At 31.7% G+C, this 20,524-nt stretch carries 16 protein-coding genes and 1 pseudogene; 13 read left to right on the top strand and 4 right to left on the bottom strand.

The features are described from left to right. Positions 1-162 precede the first annotated feature (162 nt). From MT340_RS10365 to MT340_RS10345, 5 genes are all read left to right on the top strand, one after another. Complete coding sequence (locus MT340_RS10365; protein WP_243603943.1) at positions 163-1,125, top strand: ABC transporter ATP-binding protein; 963 nt, start codon at positions 163-165, stop codon at positions 1,123-1,125. Further along, positions 1,122-2,636, top strand: a complete 1,515-nt coding sequence (locus tag MT340_RS10360) for an ABC transporter permease/substrate-binding protein (RefSeq protein WP_243589879.1) — start codon at positions 1,122-1,124, stop codon at positions 2,634-2,636. The genes MT340_RS10365 and MT340_RS10360 overlap by 4 nt, the downstream gene beginning before the upstream one ends. Before the next feature lie 169 nt (positions 2,637-2,805). Further along, positions 2,806-4,320 (top strand): peptide MFS transporter, encoded by a 1,515-nt coding sequence (locus MT340_RS10355; protein ID WP_243589878.1) that lies wholly within the window; start codon positions 2,806-2,808, stop codon positions 4,318-4,320. A 193-nt stretch (positions 4,321-4,513) separates the two neighbouring features. Continuing rightward, a complete protein-coding gene (hisC, locus tag MT340_RS10350; protein WP_243603843.1) occupies positions 4,514-5,569 on the top strand; it encodes a histidinol-phosphate transaminase in 1,056 nt (351 codons plus the stop codon). Between the two features lie 125 nt (positions 5,570-5,694). After that, positions 5,695-6,231 (top strand): 5' nucleotidase, NT5C type, encoded by a 537-nt coding sequence (locus MT340_RS10345; protein WP_243589877.1) that lies wholly within the window; start codon positions 5,695-5,697, stop codon positions 6,229-6,231. Between the two features lie 74 nt (positions 6,232-6,305). Here MT340_RS10345 and MT340_RS10340 read toward each other — a convergent pair whose 3' ends face one another. Beyond that, positions 6,306-7,232 (bottom strand): diacylglycerol/lipid kinase family protein, encoded by a 927-nt coding sequence (locus MT340_RS10340; protein WP_243589876.1) that lies wholly within the window; start codon positions 7,230-7,232, stop codon positions 6,306-6,308. A 182-nt stretch (positions 7,233-7,414) separates the two neighbouring features. Here MT340_RS10340 and MT340_RS10335 point away from each other — a divergent pair, with 182 nt between their 5' ends. Further along, entirely contained in the window at positions 7,415-8,917 is a 1,503-nt protein-coding gene (locus MT340_RS10335; RefSeq protein ID WP_243603842.1) for a glycosyltransferase, read from the top strand. A 217-nt stretch (positions 8,918-9,134) separates the two neighbouring features. Then, positions 9,135-9,906, top strand: a pseudogene (locus MT340_RS10330) (transposase); the annotation flags it as partial. Here the strand turns inward: MT340_RS10330 and MT340_RS10325 are convergent. The 3 genes from MT340_RS10325 to MT340_RS10315 form a co-directional block, all read right to left on the bottom strand. Next, the gene (locus MT340_RS10325; protein WP_243589875.1) at positions 9,907-11,412 is read right to left on the bottom strand and encodes an S-Cys-Gly-3M3SH uptake peptide MFS transporter; all 1,506 of its coding nucleotides are present in this window, start codon (positions 11,410-11,412) and stop codon (positions 9,907-9,909) included. Between the two features lie 300 nt (positions 11,413-11,712). After that, positions 11,713-12,213 carry a preQ(1) synthase gene (gene queF / locus MT340_RS10320; protein ID WP_243589874.1) on the bottom strand — a complete coding sequence of 167 codons (501 nt, stop codon included), beginning with the start codon at positions 12,211-12,213 and terminating at the stop codon, positions 11,713-11,715. 5 nt (positions 12,214-12,218) lie between these two features. Beyond that, positions 12,219-13,103: a DMT family transporter gene (locus tag MT340_RS10315; RefSeq protein WP_243589873.1), complete on the bottom strand. Its 885-nt coding sequence runs from the start codon at positions 13,101-13,103 to the stop codon at positions 12,219-12,221. An 867-nt stretch (positions 13,104-13,970) separates the two neighbouring features. On the opposite strand from MT340_RS10315, the gene nrdI reads away from it, so the two are divergent. The 6 genes from nrdI to MT340_RS10285 all read left to right on the top strand — a co-directional run bounded on the left by nrdI (position 13,971) and on the right by MT340_RS10285 (position 20,433). After that, positions 13,971-14,369: a class Ib ribonucleoside-diphosphate reductase assembly flavoprotein NrdI gene (gene nrdI / locus MT340_RS10310; protein ID WP_243589872.1), complete on the top strand. Its 399-nt coding sequence runs from the start codon at positions 13,971-13,973 to the stop codon at positions 14,367-14,369. Beyond that, positions 14,332-16,437, top strand: coding sequence for a class 1b ribonucleoside-diphosphate reductase subunit alpha (nrdE, locus tag MT340_RS10305; protein ID WP_243589871.1), 2,106 nt, complete (start codon positions 14,332-14,334; stop codon positions 16,435-16,437). The genes nrdI and nrdE overlap by 38 nt, the downstream gene beginning before the upstream one ends. Positions 16,438-16,576: 139 nt before the next feature. Next, a complete protein-coding gene (gene nrdF, locus MT340_RS10300; RefSeq protein WP_243589870.1) occupies positions 16,577-17,545 on the top strand; it encodes a class 1b ribonucleoside-diphosphate reductase subunit beta in 969 nt (322 codons plus the stop codon). Between the two features lie 200 nt (positions 17,546-17,745). After that, positions 17,746-18,714: an ABC transporter permease gene (locus MT340_RS10295; protein ID WP_243589869.1), complete on the top strand. Its 969-nt coding sequence runs from the start codon at positions 17,746-17,748 to the stop codon at positions 18,712-18,714. Continuing rightward, a complete protein-coding gene (locus tag MT340_RS10290) occupies positions 18,704-19,663 on the top strand; it encodes an iron chelate uptake ABC transporter family permease subunit (protein WP_243589868.1) in 960 nt (319 codons plus the stop codon). The genes MT340_RS10295 and MT340_RS10290 overlap by 11 nt, the downstream gene beginning before the upstream one ends. Continuing rightward, positions 19,660-20,433 carry an iron ABC transporter ATP-binding protein gene (locus MT340_RS10285; RefSeq protein ID WP_243589867.1) on the top strand — a complete coding sequence of 258 codons (774 nt, stop codon included), beginning with the start codon at positions 19,660-19,662 and terminating at the stop codon, positions 20,431-20,433. The genes MT340_RS10290 and MT340_RS10285 overlap by 4 nt, the downstream gene beginning before the upstream one ends. The last annotated feature ends 91 nt before the right edge of the window (positions 20,434-20,524 follow it).

Genomic DNA, 20,524 nt, shown 5'->3' with positions numbered 1-20,524 from the left:
GAATTAAGGTTTGAGCATTGTTAAGGTGCCAAACCTTTTTTATGTAGAGTTATTTTCAAAATTAAAAAAATCAATTATATATGAATTTAGTATTAAACATGTTTTAATAGGGAATAAGTAATGCAAAAAGTCTGTCTAGGCAGTATAAATGAAGGTGACGAAATGATTGAATTTAAAGACGTAACCAAGCGTTATGGGGGAAATGTTGCTGTAGATAATGTGAGTTTTAAAATAAATGAAGGTGAATTTTTTGTATTGATTGGGCCTTCAGGATGTGGTAAAACGACAACATTAAAAATGATTAATCGACTTATTCCATTAAGTGAAGGTTATATTTATTTTAAAGATAAACCTATTAGTGATTATCCTGTGTATGAAATGCGTTGGGATATAGGTTATGTGTTACAACAAATTGCCTTATTCCCACATATGACAATAAAAGAAAATATCGCTCAAGTACCACAAATGAAAAAATGGAAAGAAAATGATATTAATCAGCGTGTTGATGAATTATTAAACATGGTAGGATTAGAACCTGAAAAATATCGCGATCGCAAACCCGATGAACTTTCAGGTGGTCAGCGTCAAAGGGTGGGTGTAGTACGCGCTTTAGCAGCAGATCCACCTGTTATTTTAATGGATGAACCATTTAGTGCGTTAGATCCTATTAGTCGCGAGAAATTACAAGATGACTTAATTAAATTACAAACACAAATTAAGAAAACGATTGTCTTTGTCACACATGATATCGAAGAAGCGATGAAATTAGGCGATCGTATTTGCTTATTAAATAACGGACATGTTGAACAAATTGATACACCAGAAGGTTTTCAATCACATCCTAAAAACAAATTTGTTGAAGAATTTATGGGTCATCACTTACGTCAAGATAAAGGTGAATTGACACTAAAAGATTTAAACATAACTACACCTTTAACAGGAACAGGCGTGCAACATGACTTTCCAATGGTTAATAGTGACGTGAAATTACGTGATATTTATTCATCACTAGCCCAACATGAAGCAGTCATCGTTGAAGATGCTGATACCTCCACTCAGTCATTATTAAAACGTGAAGATATCTTTAAATATTTATCTGAAAATGATAAGGAGGCTAAAGCATGAATGAATTATTCGCGACGTTAAGTGACCGTAAAGGTGAATTACTTAGAACGATCATTGAACATATTCAAATTTCATTTATTGCGCTATTTATAGCTATCCTTATTGCTGTGCCACTTGGAATAGCTTTAACAAAGACGAAGCGCTTATCAGAAATTGTCATGAATATCGCTGCGGTGTTACAAACCATTCCCTCATTGGCGTTATTAGGATTAATGATACCTATCTTTGGTATTGGTAGAGTGCCCGCTATTATTGCATTAGTTGTTTATGCATTATTACCTATTTTAAGAAATACATATACTGGTATTCAAGAAGTAGACCCCTCACTTGTGGAAGCAGCTAAAGGGATTGGTATGAAGCCGGTGCGTCGCTTAACTAAAGTAGAATTACCAATCGCTATGCCAGTGATTATGGCCGGAATTCGTACAGCTATGGTATTAATCATTGGGACTGCGACACTTGCTGCGCTCATTGGTGCCGGTGGATTAGGGGATTTAATTTTATTAGGTATTGACCGCAATAACGCGTCACTTATTTTAATCGGTGCGATTCCTGCAGCCTTACTTGCGATTATTTTTGATTTAATTCTTCGTTTTATGGAGAAATTATCATATAAGAAATTGCTTATTACTATTGGCATTATCGTCTTAATACTCTTGCTAGTTATTGTTGTACCACTTTTCGGGAAAAAGGGCGATAACATTACGTTAGCGGGTAAATTAGGTTCTGAACCGTCTATTATTACAAATATGTACAAGATACTGATTGAAGATGAAACTGACGATACTGTCGATGTGAAAGATGGCATGGGTAAAACGTCATTCTTATTCAATGCGTTGAAATCAGATGATATTGATGGTTATTTAGAATTTACAGGAACTGTATTAGGTGAATTAACGAAAGAAGATCTTAAATCTAAAAAGGAAAATGCAGTGTATAATCAAGCGAAACAAAGTCTTGAGAAAAAATATGATATGACAATGTTGAAGCCAATGAAATATAACAACACGTATGCTTTAGCATTGAAGAAAGATTTCGCTGAGAAACATAATATTAAAACAATCGGTGATTTACAGAAAGTTGAAGGACAACTGAAACCAGGCTTTACGATGGAATTTAATGACCGTCCTGATGGCTATAAAGCCGTGGCAAAAGCATATGATTTAAACTTATCTAATATTAAAAAGATGGAGCCTAAACTGCGTTACACAGCCGTTGAAAAAGGCGATATTAACTTAATTGATGCGTACTCAACAGATGCTGAGTTAAAACAATATAATATGGTGGTGTTAAAAGATGATAAACACGTCTTCCCTCCATATCAAGGCGCACCATTATTTAAAGAAAAATTCTTGAAAGATCATCCAGAAATTAAAAAGCCGCTCAATAAATTAGCAGGTAAAATTTCAGATGAAGAAATGCAAGAAATGAATTATAAGGTAACTGTGAAAAATGAAGACCCTTATAAAGTAGCGAAGCAATACTTACAAAAAGAAGGATTAGTTAAGTAATAGTTAATTGAGGAATGAAACAAAAATCTGTTTTTAACGACTGATTTCACTGTTTCATTCCTTTTTTATAGTCATAAAATTATAAGTTAGATTGTAATCTTGCTCTATCTTCTTTACACTAGTGTTTAAATACAAACATATATAAATGTATTTACAAGGGGTGGGAAAATTGAATACAAAGAATTATTCAAGACAAGAAATTGTTGAAAGTGTGCCTCAAAAAGGATTTTTTGGGCATCCAAAAGGACTTAGTACGCTATTTTTTACAGAGTTTTGGGAGCGCTTTAGTTATTATGGCATGAAAGCCATTTTAGCTTTCTATTTGTACTATTCTGTTAGTAAAGGTGGCTTTGGCTTACCACAAGGTACAGCTTTACAAATTGTGTCTCTTTACGGCGCATTGATTTATATGTCAGGAACAATAGGGGGTTGGATAGCAGATAGAATTATCGGCACAAGACATGCGCTGTTCTACGGCGGCATCTTGATTATGTTCGGACATATTTTATTAACAATACCGGGTAATTTAACAGTCGTAATGATTGCTTTATTACTGCTAATTATCGGTACGGGATTATTAAAACCAAACATTTCTACAACAGTGGGAGAGTTGTATGATCATAATGATAAACGTCTAGACGCAGCTTTCACTATATTCTATATGGGAATTAACTTAGGTAGCTTTTTATCACCATTTGCGACAGGTTATTTACAAACACGATTTGGTTTCCACTTTGGCTTTGCAATAGCCGCAATTGGAATGTTTTTAGGCCTAGTTATCTATCTAATTACTAATAAAAAGAATTTAGGTCTTGCTGGGGTGAGTGTACCTAACCCATTGCGTAAAGAAGAAATTAAAAGATTATCTATTATTACTGCAATTTCAGTCGTAGCATTCGCTATAGTGTTACTTATCTTGCAATTAGTAGGACAGTTAAGTTTATCAAGTTTCAGTATTATCGTTACGTTAATCGGTGTTTTATTACCAATTGGTATTTTTATTTATATGTTGTCTAGTAATAAAACACGTAAGGAAGAACGTTCAAGAATATATAGTTACATACCATTATTTATTACATCTGTCGCTTTTTGGATGATTCAAGAGCAAGGGTCAACGATTTTAGCTAACTTTGCTGACCAAAAAACAGAATTAAGTTTAGGCAAGATAACACATGGTTTAATTGATTTCCATATACCTGCAGCTTGGTTCCAATCTATTAACCCAATTTTTATTATCTTTTTAGCACCCGTATTTGCGAATATATGGACTAAGCTAGGGAAACGTAATCCAAGTACAGTATATAAATTCGCAGCTGGCGCTATCTTTGCAGGTATCTCATATTTAGTAATGATTATTCCACTAAGCAGTGATGTGCATTTAATACATCCAATTTGGCTAGTGTTAAGTTTCTTCTTAATTTCTATTGGAGAGCTTTGTATTTCACCGGTAGGTTTATCTGTAACTTCGAAATTAGCACCTGCGAAATTTTCTGCTCAAATGATGGCGTTATGGATGTTAAGTAATGCGACTGCACAAAGTATTAACAGTCAAATCGTTGTGTTATTTAAGATGATTAGCGAGAAAGAATTTTTCTTATATTCAGGATTATTCACGTTAATGATTGGCGTTATTTTGATTGTAATTTCACCAATAGTTAAGAAAGCCATGGGTGACGTGAAATAATGTAGTTTTATCATTTTTTATTTTTGAAAAGGATGATTATGTGTTGGGCTTCCATTTTCAAAAAAGAAAAATGAGTTTTGTTATAAGATGAATTGAACCATATAGACGGTCAGAAAACCCTTGTCTACAGTCTGAATTAAATAGTGTATAATTTAAATAAATGTTTATATTTAAGACAAAGGAGTGGTTGTACATGAAACAACAATTGAATCAACTATCAGCATATCAACCGGGCTTGTCATCGCAAGCACTTAAAGAAAAACATGGTATTGAGGGTGAACTTTATAAGTTAGCCTCTAATGAGAACTTGTATGGGCCATCACCTAAAGTTAAAAAAGCAATCGAAAGTCATTTAGATGAATTATACTATTATCCTGAATCAGGATCTCCTACATTGCGTCAAGCGATTAGTAAGCATTTAAATGTAGATGCTTCAAGAATTCTATTTGGCGCAGGTTTAGATGAAGTAATATTAATGATTTCACGTGCAGTCCTAACACCAGGCGATAAAATTGTGACGAGTGAAGCAACCTTCGGTCAATATTATCACAATGCAATTGTCGAATCGGCTGAAGTAGTTCAAGTCCCGTTAAAGAATGGGGGCTTTGACTTAGAAGGTATTCTAAAAGAAATCAATGATGATACCGCGTTAGTATGGATATGTAATCCAAATAATCCAACAGGAACTTACTTTAATCATGATGAATTGGAACATTTCTTAGAACGTGTGCCTAGTCATGTACCTGTGCTTATTGATGAGGCTTATTTTGAATTTGTGACGGCGGAAGATTATCCTGACACATTAAAGTTACAAGAGCGTTTTGATAATGCGTTTTTATTAAGAACATTTTCAAAAGCTTATGGCTTAGCGGGATTACGTGTAGGATATGTAGTGGCGACTAATGAAGCTATTGAAAAGTGGAACATCATCCGTCCACCATTTAATGTGACGCGACTTTCAGAATATGCGGCTATTGCGGCATTAGAGGATCAAGCGTATTTGAAAGAAGTGACAGCTAAAAACGCGGTAGAACGCCAAAAATTCTATGAGATACCACAAAGTGAACATTTCTTACCAAGTCAAACTAACTTTATTTTTGTCGTTACGGATAAACCTCAAGCCTTGTATGAAGCATTGTTACAGGTTGGATGTATTACGCGCCCGTTCCCGACTGGGGTACGTATTACGATAGGTTTCCCTGAACAAAACGATAAAATGATTGAAGTATTGAAACATTTTGAGTATTAATAGCTTCCGATAATTTTTTGTAGTGAGAAGTGTGTATTGAGTGTCATTATTGTGAATTCTGTTCTGTCCTTAAGTTTTTTGCTATACTTTAACGGTATATAGGTAATGAATAAGGGAGAGATTACATGTCTAGGAAATCTATAGCAATTGATATGGATGAGGTATTGGCTGATACATTAGGCGCGATTATTGAAGCGGTTAATGTTAAAACAGAGTTAGGCATTACTGTGGAATCGTTAAATGGACAAAAATTAAAACATGTTATTCCTGAACATGATGGTTTAGTACGTGATATTCTACGTGCACCAAGTTTCTTTAGAAATTTACAAGTGATGCCACATGCGCAAGAAGTCGTTGAGAAATTGACGAAGAAGTACGATGTTTATATTGCAACTGCGGCAATGGATGTACCAACTTCATTTCATGATAAATATGAGTGGTTACTTGAATTCTTTCCATTCTTAGATCCACAACAGTTTGTATTCTGTGGCCGTAAGAATGTAGTGAAGACAGATTATTTAATAGATGATAACCCTCGACAACTACAAATATTCGAAGGTGAACCAATTATCTTTACTGCTTCTCATAATGTTAATGAAGACCGTTTTAAACGTGTAAATGGTTGGAAAGATGTTGAAGCATTTTTCCTAGGAGAAGAATAAAAAATAGCGATTAAGGTAAGTTGACAATGTAAATCATTGGCGTACCTTAATCGCTTTTTCATTTTTTAAATCATTTATTTATTTTCTTCTTCAGAGAAAGTAAGAATTTGAAGTGCTTGAGGCAATACTTCAATTTCAATAGGTGTTTTTAAGTTAATTTCTCCATCGATATCGACTTTCATCGCAGGCTCCGTTGATAAAGTGATACGAGAGCCAGGGAGATGGTCGATACCTTGCGTAATTTCATTCCAATTCATACTATCTCTTTTCTTAAAGACATCATTTAGGATACTAAAGCTTTGTTTATCGAAAATGAAGCTATTTACTTTCCCGTCTTGAGGAGAAAGGTCAGTAAGTGGAATACGTCCACCTCCAATATTAGGTCCATTGGCAATAACAAGCATAGAAGTATTGCCAGTATGTTCTTCTCCATCTACTGTTAACTTAAAGTCAAAGTGTTCAGGGTCCATTAATGTTTTAACCGTTGAACCAATATAGCTTAATTTACCAAAGATATCTTTACGACCTTCTTGAACATTTTCGGCATTTTGCACGATTAAGCCTAATCCGACAAAGTTCAATACATAAGTGCCATTCACTTTCATGACATCATATGTTTCAAGATGAGCATCAACTAATTGTTCACTCGCTTTTTCATGATCACCATCTAGATTTAACGTTTTAGTAAAATCATTAAATGTACCTCCAGGAATGACACCAATTGGAATATGAAGATTGTTAGACATCACGCCATTAACTAATTCATTAACAGTGCCATCACCACCTAATATAAAGGCTATATCAACATCACTACTATAAGATTGAGTTTTAATTTTCTCGCAATATTTAATTATATCGCCTTCATTTTCACTTAATTGAATGGATAAGTGTTTACATATTTTAGTTAGAGATTTAGTTACTTCTCCTAATCCTTCATAAATATCTTTTAGGCCACTATGTTCATGGTAGAATAGCACACCATGATTAAATTTTTGAGTCATATCAATGCCTACTTTCATATTTTAAGTTCAATTATACATTTATACCCCATTTTAGGTCTATTAATTATATTTTGAAAATATAATAGTTTGCATTTTGCTAAATTCGGGTTGATTATATAATAAGTTACATATAAATATCGTATTTTTAATAATAATTGTTATTTAATTAAAGGAGCATATATATGATTTATACAATCACCTCAATATTAAAATCAGATCACGGAGGTAGGACCAAATCTTTATTAAGTCGTATTAAATTTTTAGATGAAGAATTAAATATTACTAGTAAAATACTTACAACCAATTATAATGCCAATTATCAAGAAGTTTATCAAAAATTTTTAGAAGAAGGCAAAGTGACGGCGAATACCGAGTATGAAAATATTTATGATTGGCTCTCAGGTTATAAAGTGTTAAATACCGTAAAGTCAAAATTTTTAAAAAAAGAAAAAATTAATGAAACACCTTATGAAATTAAAGGACTAACTGCGAAAGTAGCAAAAGAAAGTAATATTATTAGATATTATGACGGCAAGACATATGTATTATATAGACGATTTTATCCAAATACGAAAATATTAGAATTTGAAGATTTTATGTCACCTATTAGTAAGCGTAAAATCGAGCGTTGGCAATATAACAAAAATGGTATTTTGCATAGGAAAATTTATTATTCACACACTAATTTCCATAGATTAGTTGAAGAATATTTTGATACGGAAGGAAATATCTATTGTAAAAAATTATTTGAAAATAATGACGAAAACAAATTAATTTATATTCAAACATATAAAAATAATAGACCGTTTATGACATTTTCAAGTGAGAAAAAATTGTTTGAGTATTATTTTGAACAAAGATTTAAAGAGAAAGATATAGTATTTTGTGATGCGAGATTACTTGATGCACCTTTACTAAAACAATCTAAGCCAACACATAATATTCTAGTCTTTCATAGTTCTCATTTAAATGGAAAAAATATTAAGGGATCTTATAAATATGCTTTAGAAAATTATGATGAAGTTTCAAAATATATCGTTCTTACACATCAACAAAAGGAAGATATTCAAAACGTTACTTCTATTGATTCTAAAAAGTTTGCGATTATTCCACATTTTATAAATAATGAACATTCTTTAAAGGAAAATATTCATAAAGAAGATCGATTTTTATTCATGGGAAGACTGAGCCCAGAAAAACAAATTGATCATATTATTAAAGCCTATAAGCAATTTCTAAATCAAGACTACAATACTGAATTACATATATTTGGACAGGACGAGCAAAACCAAAAAGAGATATTGGAGCAATTAATTAAGGAGTACAATTTAAGCGATAAGGTTAAAATTAAAGATCATACTAGCGAGCCTTTAATTGAATTTCAAAAGTCTAGAGCATCACTTTTAACAAGCAAATTCGAAGGATTTGGTTTATCAGTTATGGAAAGTATTGAGATGAATTGTCCAGTTATTTCTTATGATGTGAGATATGGACCAAGTGAAATTATTGAACATGGAAAAAATGGATATTTAGTAGAGGAAAACAATATAACAGAATTTGCGAATTATATGAAAAAAATTGTTGATGAACCATTAGAAAATGTCAAAACAAAACCAGAACTCACATACGGAGCTGCAATACAAAATTACAAACAATTATTCGAAGAAATAGAAAAATATAGATAAAGTTTTAATTAAATGAAAAAAGAAGCGTCTGAGACATAATTCCTAGAGAAATAGCCAGTAAATGAGTTTTAACAAATTCATTTACTGGCTTCTTTATTTACAATACTCCGTATTGTTGGCTCGCTTTCTTAGGGGACAGCTTCAGCCTGTAGTCTTCAGCTTGTCCTGTTCCCTCAAGAGTCTCGCCAAAATACTTTGTATTTATATGTAATTTTACACGGATACTAGAACGATGATTCCATTTTTAAATTCAATTCAAGAGACCTACGGTCATTTACCTGAATATATTGTAGCTGATGCAGGTTATGGTAGTGAATCAAATTATATGGCAATTATAGATGACTTTAATCGAACGCCACTCATAACATATGGAATGTTTATAAAAGATAAAACTAAAAAATATAAAAGTGACATCTTTAATACTCAAAATTGGGATTATGACGAAATTAATGACGAATTCATTTGTCCGAATAATAAACGACTAGGTTTTAAAAGATAGGCCTATCGTCATGATAAGTATGGTTTCAAGCGAGACTTCAAATTATATGAATGTGATGATTGTTCAGAATGTCCTCTGAAAAATCAATGTATGAACTTCAATTCAAAAACAAATAAAAAAATAATGAAGAATTATAACTGGGAATATTTTAAATCCCAAATTAACAAAAAGCTTTCAGAACCAGAAACAAAAAATATCTACAGTCAAAGAAAAATTGATGTGGAACCTGTTTTTGGATTTATGAAGGCTATTTTGGGTTTCACTCGGATGTCTGTCCGAGGACTCAATAAAGTCAAAAGAGATCTTGGTTTTGTGTTAATGGCACTTAATATAAGAAAAGTAGCAGCTCAACGAGCTGAAAATAATCAAAAAATTTATAAAAAAGACAATTTCTATATTATTTCAATAGAAATTGTCTTTTTTTCACTTATCCAAGAACTTTATATCCCGGTCTCTTCTTTTCTTTTGGTGTATTAGATTTTTAAAATAATTAATGAATACCTTTCATCGCTTTAGAAATCTTAGGGGTGAAGGCTAAAATAATAACTGTAATTACGATAGCTACCGTACCTAAAAAGATAAAATAATTCGTTTGGCCTAACGGTTTAATTAATTTAACTAATGTACCGTTAAGTGCTTGCGCTGAAGCATTTGTTAATAACCAAATACTCATCATTTGGGCGTTGAATGCTTTAGGTGCTAATTTTACAGCTGCACTATTACCAGTAGGTGATAAACATAATTCACCGACTACACATACGACATATGATAAAATGACCCAGTTTACTGAGAAGTGTGTATTGCCATAACTCATGCCAATAATTCCTATTAAAATGTATGAAAGCCCAGCTAATAATGTACCAATACCAAATTTAACTGGTAGGCTAGGTTGTTTTTTACCCATTTTCAACCAAATTGTTGAAATGACTGGGGCAAATAATAAGATGAAGAGTGGGTTAATTGATTGGAACCAAGCTTCGCCGAATTTAGTTGTCCAACCAAATAAATTCATTTGCATATCAGAACGTTCTAAACCATAAATGTTTAATACGTTAGAACCTTGTTCTTGGATTGCCCAGAATAACATACCTAAGATAAATAATGGAATGAACGCTTTAACACGAGAACGTTCTACATCTGTAACGTCTTTACTGCGAATCATTGTTGTGAAGTAGATGATAGGTAATGCGATACCAAGTACAAGTACTGTATTACTAATTAAATCGAATGTTAATGTTTGAGTAAAGTATGTAACTAATAATACGATGACGATGATTGCTACAACGCTACCAACGATTAAACCATATTTTCTTTTTTCTTCTGCTGAGAGTGGGTTAGTTGGTTTCATACCCACTGTGCCTAAATTTTTTCTATTGAAAAGCATGTACCATACTAAACCTAGTGCCATACCAATGGCTGCAATTAAGAATCCAGCATGGAAGTTTTTGATATCAATAAAATGTTGAAGTACGATAGGTGAAATTAACGCACCTAAGTTAACTGACATATAGAAGATTACAAAACCTGCATCCATACGTGTGTCATTTTCAGGATATAAACGACCAACGATATTTGAAATATTTGGTTTCATTAAACCTGAACCAATAATGATAAAGAACATTGAAGAGAATAAGCCAAACATTGCGAATGGTAAGCTTAAACAAATGTGTCCAATGATGATTAATACAGCACCAATCAATGTGGCACCACGTGTTCCTGTAAGTCTATCAGCGATCCATGCCCCAGGAATAGAAGACATATAAATAAGTGCGCCATAAACAGACATAATAGACATGGCAGTGGTTTGATCAATACCTAATCCACCATCTTTAAGCGCAAAATACATGTAGAAGATAAGCATAGCACGCATGCCATAGTAACTAAATCTCTCCCAAAATTCTACGAAGAAAAGTACGCCTAAACCTCGAGGGTGACCGAAAAATCCTTTCTGAGGTATTGTTTGAACAGCTTGTTCATGGGAAGTGTTTGTTGCCATAAATATCCCAATCCTTTCTTTCCCTTAATGACTGAAATCTCTCTAATAATACATAATAATAAAGATAGAATTTCTTAAAAGTTAAAATTTTTAGAATTTTCAGTCAATTAGTTGATCCTAAATAAAATATTAAGAATAAGTTTTCTCAACGTGAATAGTCTTACTCTTATGAAATTTTAAATGATATTAATAAAATACGCTTTAATTCTTTAATAGGCAATAGTAAATTTAAGAAAAATGTTTCAAAAATAAAAAAATCCACTAAATTTTCGAACAATTTAGTGGAAATGGTACAATGTTTTAACGATTATCTACTTTTTCAGGATACATATCGTGATTCATCAAACGATGCTCGGCCATTTTTTCATATTTTGAATTAGGACGACCATAATTCGTATATGGATCAATTGAAATACCACCACGTGGTGTGAATTTGCCCCATACTTCAATATAATGTGGATCCATTAATTCGATTAAATCATTCATAATAATGTTCATACAATCTTCATGAAAATCTCCGTGATTTCTAAAACTGAATAAATATAATTTTAATGATTTAGATTCAACCATTTTTACATTTGGAATATATGAGATGTAAATTGTAGCAAAATCGGGTTGCCCAGTGATAGGGCATAATGATGTAAATTCTGGACAATTGAATTTTACGAAATAATCTCGTCCTTGATGCTTGTTATCAAATGTTTCAAGCACCTCTGGTGTATAGTCAAATTCATATTTATTGTTTTGATTACCTAATAATGTAATGTCTTGTAATTCTTCTTTTTGACGTCCTTTAGTCAACTGACTCACTCCTTAGTATTAGTTTGTTGCTCTGGTAAAACATTTTGACGACGGGCTTTTTCAAACATATAGTAGCTAGCACCGATAATAATGACATAACCAATAACAGCGTAAAAGTCTGGTGTTTCTCCGAAAAGAATGAAACCGAATAATGCTGTAAAAATAATAGAAGCATAAGTGAAAATTGAAATATCTTTTGCAGGAGCGAAACTATATGCTAATGTTATTCCAATTTGACCAACTGCTGCTGAAAGGCCAGCACCTAAAAGGTAAAGCATTTGTATAGTCGTCATAGGTTCGAATGTTGCAATTGAAAATGGAATTAATACAACTACTGAAAACAGTGAAAAATAAAATACGATAGTATATGGAGCTTCTCTAGTGCTTAATGCACGAACACAAGTGTACGCAGATGCCGCGAATATACCTGAAAACAGTCCAGCTAATGACGTAATCATTGTAGATGAGAATTCTGGTTTTACAATAAATAACATACCAAAGATAGCTACAATCATTGCGATAATTTGATACTTACGAACCTTTTCATTTAGAAAAATCAAACTTAGTAATATCGTCCAAAAGGGGTTCAATTTCATTAAAGTATCAGCATCACTTAACACCATGTGATCAATAGCAAAGATATTTAATAAAACGCCAATCAGTCCTAAAGTAGAACGTAACATCAAGAGAGGTTGACTGCTTAACTTACCGAACATTGGCTGTTTATATTTAAAGATAAAAAATAACGGAATAAACATTGCTACGAAATTTCTAGCTAAAGATTTTTGAAAAACAGGTAAGTCTCCTGCCAGCCTAAAAAATACTGACATGAAACTAAAACCAACCGCAGAAATTAGAATAGCAATAATTCCTTTAACTTTTGGATTCAAGGTTTATCGCCTCATTTATTAAAAAATTAACGTATATATAGTAGCATAATTCATTTAGAATTGCATAAACACTTGCAAACAATAAAAGAGCATAATATAATTAAATACGAACATATGTTCTAAGTAATGGAAATTAGGTATTATTTTACTTCAAATTGTTATGTTTCATTCGTGTTTTTAACTTTAGCGATTGAGAAATTGTGTTGTATTGCGCAAAATTTGTTGTATATATAAAAGATTTGTTCTCAAGAACATTGATTATTCAATGTTTAATGTTATCGACAAAAAAGCAAGTGAAACCCCTCAAAAAGTGAAAATAAAATTTTTAATTGAATTTAAGTTCGGTGTGATGCACGTTTAACCGTTTTTCCGAACTTTTATTGCTAAATCATATCTTTTAATTAGGTACTCAATTCGGTATAATGAAACACAGAATATAGTATTGATTTTAAAAATTAGACACAACATGTTGTGTTTGGTGTGAATATAGGTGTTATACGAATTATTCATTTTAATAGAAATATCACTCTTATTTTTCGTTTTTTCTACCAAATCATTACTATTAATCCGTACGAGCGAAATAAAATCATTATAAATATGATGTAGTTTAAACACAACATATAGTGGTTAAATAGTGAAAGTCTGATAGACTATTAAATCATTAACTTAAAGTAAAAGTTGAACTCGTAAAATAAATTTTTTGTTGTTCAGATAAGTTTTTATACATTCAAGAAATTTTGAGCTTATCGACTTAGTGAGATAGAATGGAAAGACTGAAAGAAGTTATCTACAGTCTGAAGTTTTCTTATACATTTAAGAGAACTTCTTTTTAATTCATTATATAGATTGACGAAAGAGGGCGTTCCAATGAAAGTAGTTTATTTCTCCTTTTCTGGAAATGTACGACGATTTATCAAACGTAGTGAACTCACAGATGTAATGGAAATAACTAAAGAGAATTGTAAGGACAGTGTTGAAGAGCCTTATATTTTAGTTACTGGAACAATCGGATTTGGGGAAGTACCTCAAGAAGTACAGTCATTTTTAGAAGTAAATCATCACTATTTACGTGCCGTTGCAGCCAGTGGCAATCGTAATTGGGGACAGAACTTCGCCAAAGCAGGACACACGATTTCAGAATCGTATGATGTACCTCTGATAATGAAATTTGAAGTACAAGGCACGAATAAAGATGTTATTGAATTTAAAGATAAGGTGGGGCATTTCAATGAAAATTATGGACGAGAAAAAGTACAATCATATTGAGCTAAATAATGAAGTAACAAAACGTAAAGACAATGGTTTCTTTGATTTAGGAAAAGATCAAGAAGCATTAAAAGTATATTTAGAAGAAATTCACGATAAAACAATATACTTTGATAGTGAAATTGAGCGCTTGCATTATTTAGTAGACAATAATTTTTATTTTAATGTCTTCGAACAATATAGCGAAGAAGATTTAGTAGAAATTACTGAATTTGCTAAGTCAATTCATTTCGAGTTTGCTAGTTATATGTCAGCAAGCAAATTTTATAAAGACTATGCGCTTAAAACAAATGATAAATCTCAATTCTTAGAAGATTATAATCAACATGTTGCTATTGTTGCTTTATATTTAGCTGCAGGTAACAAACAACAAGCAAAACAATTCATTTTAGCGATGGTCGAACAGCGTTATCAACCTGCTACACCTACTTTCTTAAATGCAGGTCGTGCTCGTCGTGGTGAATTAGTTTCATGTTTCTTATTAGAAGTTGATGACAGTTTAAACTCAATTAACTTTATCGATTCAACTGCTAAACAATTAAGTAAAATTGGTGGTGGTGTAGCAATTAACTTATCTAAATTACGTGCGCGTGGTGAAGCAATTAAAGGTATTAAAGGTGTCGCTAAAGGCGTACTACCAGTCGCTAAAGCTTTAGAAGGTGGCTTTAGCTATGCTGACCAATTAGGTCAACGTCCGGGGGCAGGTGCAGTTTACTTAAACATCTTCCATTATGATGTTGAAGAATTCTTAGATACTAAAAAAGTAAATGCAGATGAAGATTTACGTTTATCTACAATTTCAACCGGATTAATCGTGCCATCAAAATTCTTTGATCTTGCTAAAGAAGGTAAAGACTTCTATATGTTTGCACCACATACTGTAAAACAAGAATATGGTGTAACGCTTGACGATATAGATTTAGAGAAATATTACGACGAAATGGTAGCTAACCCTAATATCGTTAAAAAGAAAAAAGACGCACGTGAAATGTTAAATATGATTGCTCAAACCCAATTACAATCAGGTTACCCATATTTAATGTTTAAAGACAATGCTAATAAAGTGCATGCTAATTCAAATATTGGCCAAATTAAGATGAGTAACTTATGTACGGAAATCTTCCAATTACAAGAAACTTCAGTGATCAATGATTATGGTATTGAAGATGAAATCAAACGCGATATTTCATGTAACTTAGGTTCATTAAATATTGTGAACGTAATGGAAACAGGTAAATTTAGAGATTCTGTACACACTGGTATGGATGCATTAACAGTAGTTAGCGATGAAGCAAATATCCAAAATGCGCCAGGCGTAAGAAAAGCTAATAGTGAATTACATTCAGTTGGCTTAGGTGTTATGAATTTACATGGTTATTTAGCTAAAAATAAAATTGGTTATGAATCTGAAGAAGCAAAAGATTTCGCCAACGTCTTCTTTATGATGATGAATTATTATTCTATAGAGCGTTCAATGGAAATAGCTAAAGAACGTGGAGAAGTATATCAAGATTTTGATAAATCAGATTATGCAAGTGGTAAATATTTCGATTTTTATACTAAAGAAGACATCACACCTAAATTTGATAAAGTAAAACGTTTATTTGAAGGGTTAGATATTCCTACTGTTTCAGATTGGAAAGCATTAAAAGAACAAGTGCAACAATATGGTTTATATCATGCATATCGACTTGCTATTGCACCAACACAAAGTATTTCATATGTTCAAAATGCTACAAGTTCTGTAATGCCAATCGTAGACCAAATTGAACGACGTACGTATGGTAATGCTGAAACGTTCTATCCAATGCCATTCTTATCACCAGAAACAATGTGGTATTATAAATCAGCATTTAATACAGACCAAATGAAATTAATCGATTTAATTGCGACGATTCAAACACACGTAGACCAAGGAATTTCAACAATCTTATATGTTAACTCTGAAATTTCAACACGTGAATTATCTAGATTATATGTTTACGCACATCATAAAGGTCTTAAATCTCTATACTACACTCGTAATAAATTATTAAGTGTAGAAGAATGTACAAGTTGTGCGATTTAATCAACAGATCAATCACTAGATACCGATAATATAGATAAAGAGGAGAAGGTATAAGTATCTCATTTTCTAAGAAAAATTATACCTTTTCCTCTTAAAAATGTAACTTAGCTATGTGATATAAAAGAGGAGGATTTATTAAATGAAGGCCGTCAATTGGAATACTCAAGAAGATATGACGAACATGTTTTGGCGTCAAAACATCTCACAAATGTGGGTGGAAACTGAATTTAAAGTATCAAAGGATATTGCAAGTTGGAAGACATTAACAGAAGATGAGAAAAATACATTCAAACGTGCGTTAGCAGGATTAACTGGCTTAGACACACATCAAGCAGATGATGGTATGCCATTAATTATGTTACACACAACAGACTTGCGTAAAAAAGCTGTATATTCATTTATGGCAATGATGGAACAAATTCACGCTAAAAGTTATTCGCATATCTTTACAACGTTACTTCCATCAAGTGAAACAAATTATTTATTAGATACTTGGGTAATTGAAGAGCCTCATTTAAAATATAAATCTGACAAAATTATCGACAATTATCATAAATTATGGGGTAAAGAAGCATCTATTTATGATCAATATATCGCAAGAGTTTCAAGTGTGTTCTTAGAAACGTTCTTATTCTACTCTGGTTTTTATTATCCTTTATATCTTGCTGGACAAGGTAAAATGACTACTTCTGGAGAAATTATTAGAAAAATCTTATTAGACGAATCTATTCATGGTGTTTTCACTGGGTTAGATGCTCAAAGTTTACGTAATGAACTTTCTGAGAATGAAAAACAAAGAGCCGATAAAGAAATGTATAAATTGTTAGAAGAGTTATATAATAATGAAGTATCTTACACTCACATGTTATATGATGATATCGGTTTAAGTGAAGATGTGCTTAACTATGTTCAATATAATGGGAATAAAGCTTTATCTAATCTTGGCTTTGATCCTTATTTTGAGGAAAAAGAATTCAACCCAATTATTGAAAATGCTTTAGATACATCAACTAAAAATCATGACTTCTTCTCAGTTAAAGGTGATGGCTACACATTAGCGTTAAATGTAGAAGCGTTGCAAGATGAAGATTTTATTTTTGATAATTAATAAGAATAATATGAAGCGATTTCGATTTTAATATATCGAAATCGTTTTTTTAGTGTGAAAAATTTTCTGTTAATGAACTAAAAAATAAGAAAAGCTATTGAAATTAAGTCAAATAATCTATAATATTGATAGTAATGATAATCATTATCATTGGAATAATGATTATAAATTTTATACATATCTAGCAAGGAGAATAGCTAATGAAATTTTTATTTAAGGGGTATGTTTTACTGATTTTATTAGTGATTTTAACTATTGTCTCCTTATTTGTAGGAGTGAGTCAGCTCTCTCTAACAGATATTTTCCATTTAAATGACGAACAAAGGAATATCTTGGTTTCAAGTCGAATTCCTCGAACAGTTAGTATCCTTCTTTCAGGAAGTTCACTTGCTTTAGCAGGATTAATTATGCAACAGATGATGCAAAATAAATTTGTAAGTCCTACGACTGCTGGAACGATGGAATGGGCAAAATTAGGTATTTTAATCTCACTTATCTTTTTTCCAAATGGCCACATTCTAATTAAATTATTATTCGCTGTTGCGTTAAGTTTAATCGGGACATTTTTATTTGTTCGATTAATTAACTTTATCCGTGTTAAAGAAGTCATTTTTGTTCCCCTATTAGGTATTATGATTGGCGGCATTGTTTCAAGTTTTACTACATTTATAGCTTTAAGAACAAATGCATTACAAAGTATTGGAAATTGGTTAACTGGTAACTTTGCGATTATTACGAGTGGCCGTTATGAGGTATTATATCTTACTGTGCCTTTACTTCTTCTAGCATTTATTTTTGCAAATCATTTTACAATCGCAGGTATGGGAAAAGACTTTAGTCATAATTTAGGTGTAAGTTATGAAAAAATCATTAATATCGCTTTATTTATTACTGCAACCTTAACAGCTTTAGTTGTTGTAACAGTAGGGACGTTACCATTTTTAGGATTAATTGTACCAAACATTATCTCTATTTATAGAGGTGATCATTTGAAAAACGCATTGCCACATACGCTTATGTTAGGTGCGATTTTTGTATTAATCTCCGATATTATTGGTAGGTTAATTGTTTATCCTTACGAAATTAACATCGGTTTAACTATTGGTGTATTTGGCACAATTATTTTCCTAATCTTACTAATGAAAGGTAGGAAAAATTATGCAAATTAGTTCTAACAAAAAAATAGTCATATTAACTGTTATAACGATTTGTATGGCAATTTTTTACTTATTAGTAGGTTTAGATTTTGATATCTTTGAATATCAGTTTCAAAGTCGTTTAAAAAAATTCATTTTAATCTTATTAGTCGGTGGAGCAATAGGAACATCCGTTGTTATATTCCAAGCTATTACGACCAATAGATTATTAACTCCTTCTATTATGGGGCTTGATTCAGTTTATTTATTTGTTAAAGTACTACCAGTATTTTTACTAAGTGAGCAAGCTACAATTGTTACCAATGTTTATTTGAATTTTTTAATTACTTTAATTGCTATGGTTTTATTTTCATTATTATTATTTCAAGGAATATTCAAACTTGGTAACTTTTCAGTTTATTTCATTTTATTAGTAGGGGTTATAATGGGAACTTTTTTCCGAAGTATTACAAGTTTCCTTCAACTCATAATGAACCCGGATTCTTTCCTAGCAGTTCAAAGTGCGATGTTTGCTAGTTTTGAAGCAGCTAATTCTAATTTGGTTGTTGTTTCAGGAATTTTATTAGTTATTTTAATTATTATAACTATTATACTTCGTCCGTATTTAGACGTTCTTTTATTAGGAAAAGCGCAAGCCATTAATTTAGGGGTTTCCTATGACAAGATGACACGTATCTTACTCATTATGGTGGCCTTACTCGTTTCTATATCTACTGCATTAATAGGTCCAGTAACTTTTCTTGGTTTATTAACAGTTAATTTAGCACATGAATTTATGAAAACGTATGAACATAAATACATTTTACCAACGACGATTTTGTTTAGTTGGATTAGTTTATTTATGGCGCAATGGGTAGTTGAAAATCTTTTCGAAGCTACGACAGAATTCAGTTTAATTGTGGACTTAGTCGGTGGTAGTTACTTCATTTACTTACTGGTTAAAAGGAGAAGTGCAAATTGATTCAAATTCAAAATTTAGATAAATCAATACAAAACAAACCTATTTTAAAAGACATTAACGTGGATATTAAAAAAGGAAGACTGACTTCTTTAATTGGACCTAATGGCGCTGGAAAAAGTACATTATTATCTGCAATTAGTCGCTTATTTGAGTATGAAAAAGGGACTATTACAGTTGAAGGTAAATCTGTCTTAGATTATAAGAATGACGATTTAGCTAAAAAGTTAAGTATTTTAAAACAAACGAATCATACTGAAATGAATATCACTGTTGAGCAATTAGTTAATTTCGGACGTTTTCCATACTCAAAAGGACGAATGAAAAAAGAAGATTATGAAAAAGTTGAGTATGCTTTAGATTTATTACAACTTAAAGAAATTAGAAATCGAAATATAAAAACATTATCCGGTGGCCAACGTCAACGTGCGTATATCGCTATGACAATTGCACAGGATACGGATTATATTTTACTTGATGAACCTTTAAATAATTTAGATATGAAGCATTCAGTGCAAATTATGCAGACGTTACGCGCATTATGTCGTGAATTAGATAAGACAATTATCATCGTATTACATGATATTAACTTTGCGTCTTGTTACTCAGACGATATCATCGCCCTTAAACAAGGAGAAATTGTTAAAGCAGATATTAAAGATAATGTGATACAATCAGCCATTTTAAAAGAATTATACGAAATGGATGTCCATATAGAAGAGATAAGAGGACAACGTATCTGTTTATATTATGACGAAGTGATATTCGACTAAATTTAATAGGTAAATTTAACCTCAAAATTTAAAGGGGTGATGCGATCGAAGACGTAAAATAGAGAGAAGTCTAGATGTAATTCAGTATTTA

The sequence above is a fragment of the Staphylococcus sp. NRL 16/872 genome (assembly GCF_022815905.2).
In the GTDB taxonomy this organism is placed as follows: Bacteria; Bacillota; Bacilli; order Staphylococcales; family Staphylococcaceae; genus Staphylococcus.
Note: the sequence above shows the minus strand (reverse complement) of the source record. Positions and strands in the feature narration are given on the sequence as shown.

Bases quoted from the DNA above. Each gene is read 5' to 3' on its own strand.
- hisC (WP_243603843.1), top strand. From the start codon at position 4,514: ATGAAACAACAATTGAATCAACTATCAGCATATCAACCGGGCTTGTCA.
- MT340_RS10345 (WP_243589877.1), top strand. From the start codon at position 5,695: ATGTCTAGGAAATCTATAGCAATTGATATGGATGAGGTATTGGCTGAT.
- nrdF (WP_243589870.1), top strand. From the start codon at position 16,577: ATGAAGGCCGTCAATTGGAATACTCAAGAAGATATGACGAACATGTTT.
- MT340_RS10290 (WP_243589868.1), top strand. From the start codon at position 18,704: ATGCAAATTAGTTCTAACAAAAAAATAGTCATATTAACTGTTATAACG.
- nrdI (WP_243589872.1), top strand. From the start codon at position 13,971: ATGAAAGTAGTTTATTTCTCCTTTTCTGGAAATGTACGACGATTTATC.
- MT340_RS10340 (WP_243589876.1), bottom strand. From the start codon at position 7,232: ATGACTCAAAAATTTAATCATGGTGTGCTATTCTACCATGAACATAGT.
- MT340_RS10335 (WP_243603842.1), top strand. From the start codon at position 7,415: ATGATTTATACAATCACCTCAATATTAAAATCAGATCACGGAGGTAGG.
- nrdE (WP_243589871.1), top strand. From the start codon at position 14,332: ATGAAAATTATGGACGAGAAAAAGTACAATCATATTGAGCTAAATAAT.
- MT340_RS10325 (WP_243589875.1), bottom strand. From the start codon at position 11,412: ATGGCAACAAACACTTCCCATGAACAAGCTGTTCAAACAATACCTCAG.
- MT340_RS10295 (WP_243589869.1), top strand. From the start codon at position 17,746: ATGAAATTTTTATTTAAGGGGTATGTTTTACTGATTTTATTAGTGATT.
- MT340_RS10365 (WP_243603943.1), top strand. From the start codon at position 163: ATGATTGAATTTAAAGACGTAACCAAGCGTTATGGGGGAAATGTTGCT.
- MT340_RS10360 (WP_243589879.1), top strand. From the start codon at position 1,122: ATGAATGAATTATTCGCGACGTTAAGTGACCGTAAAGGTGAATTACTT.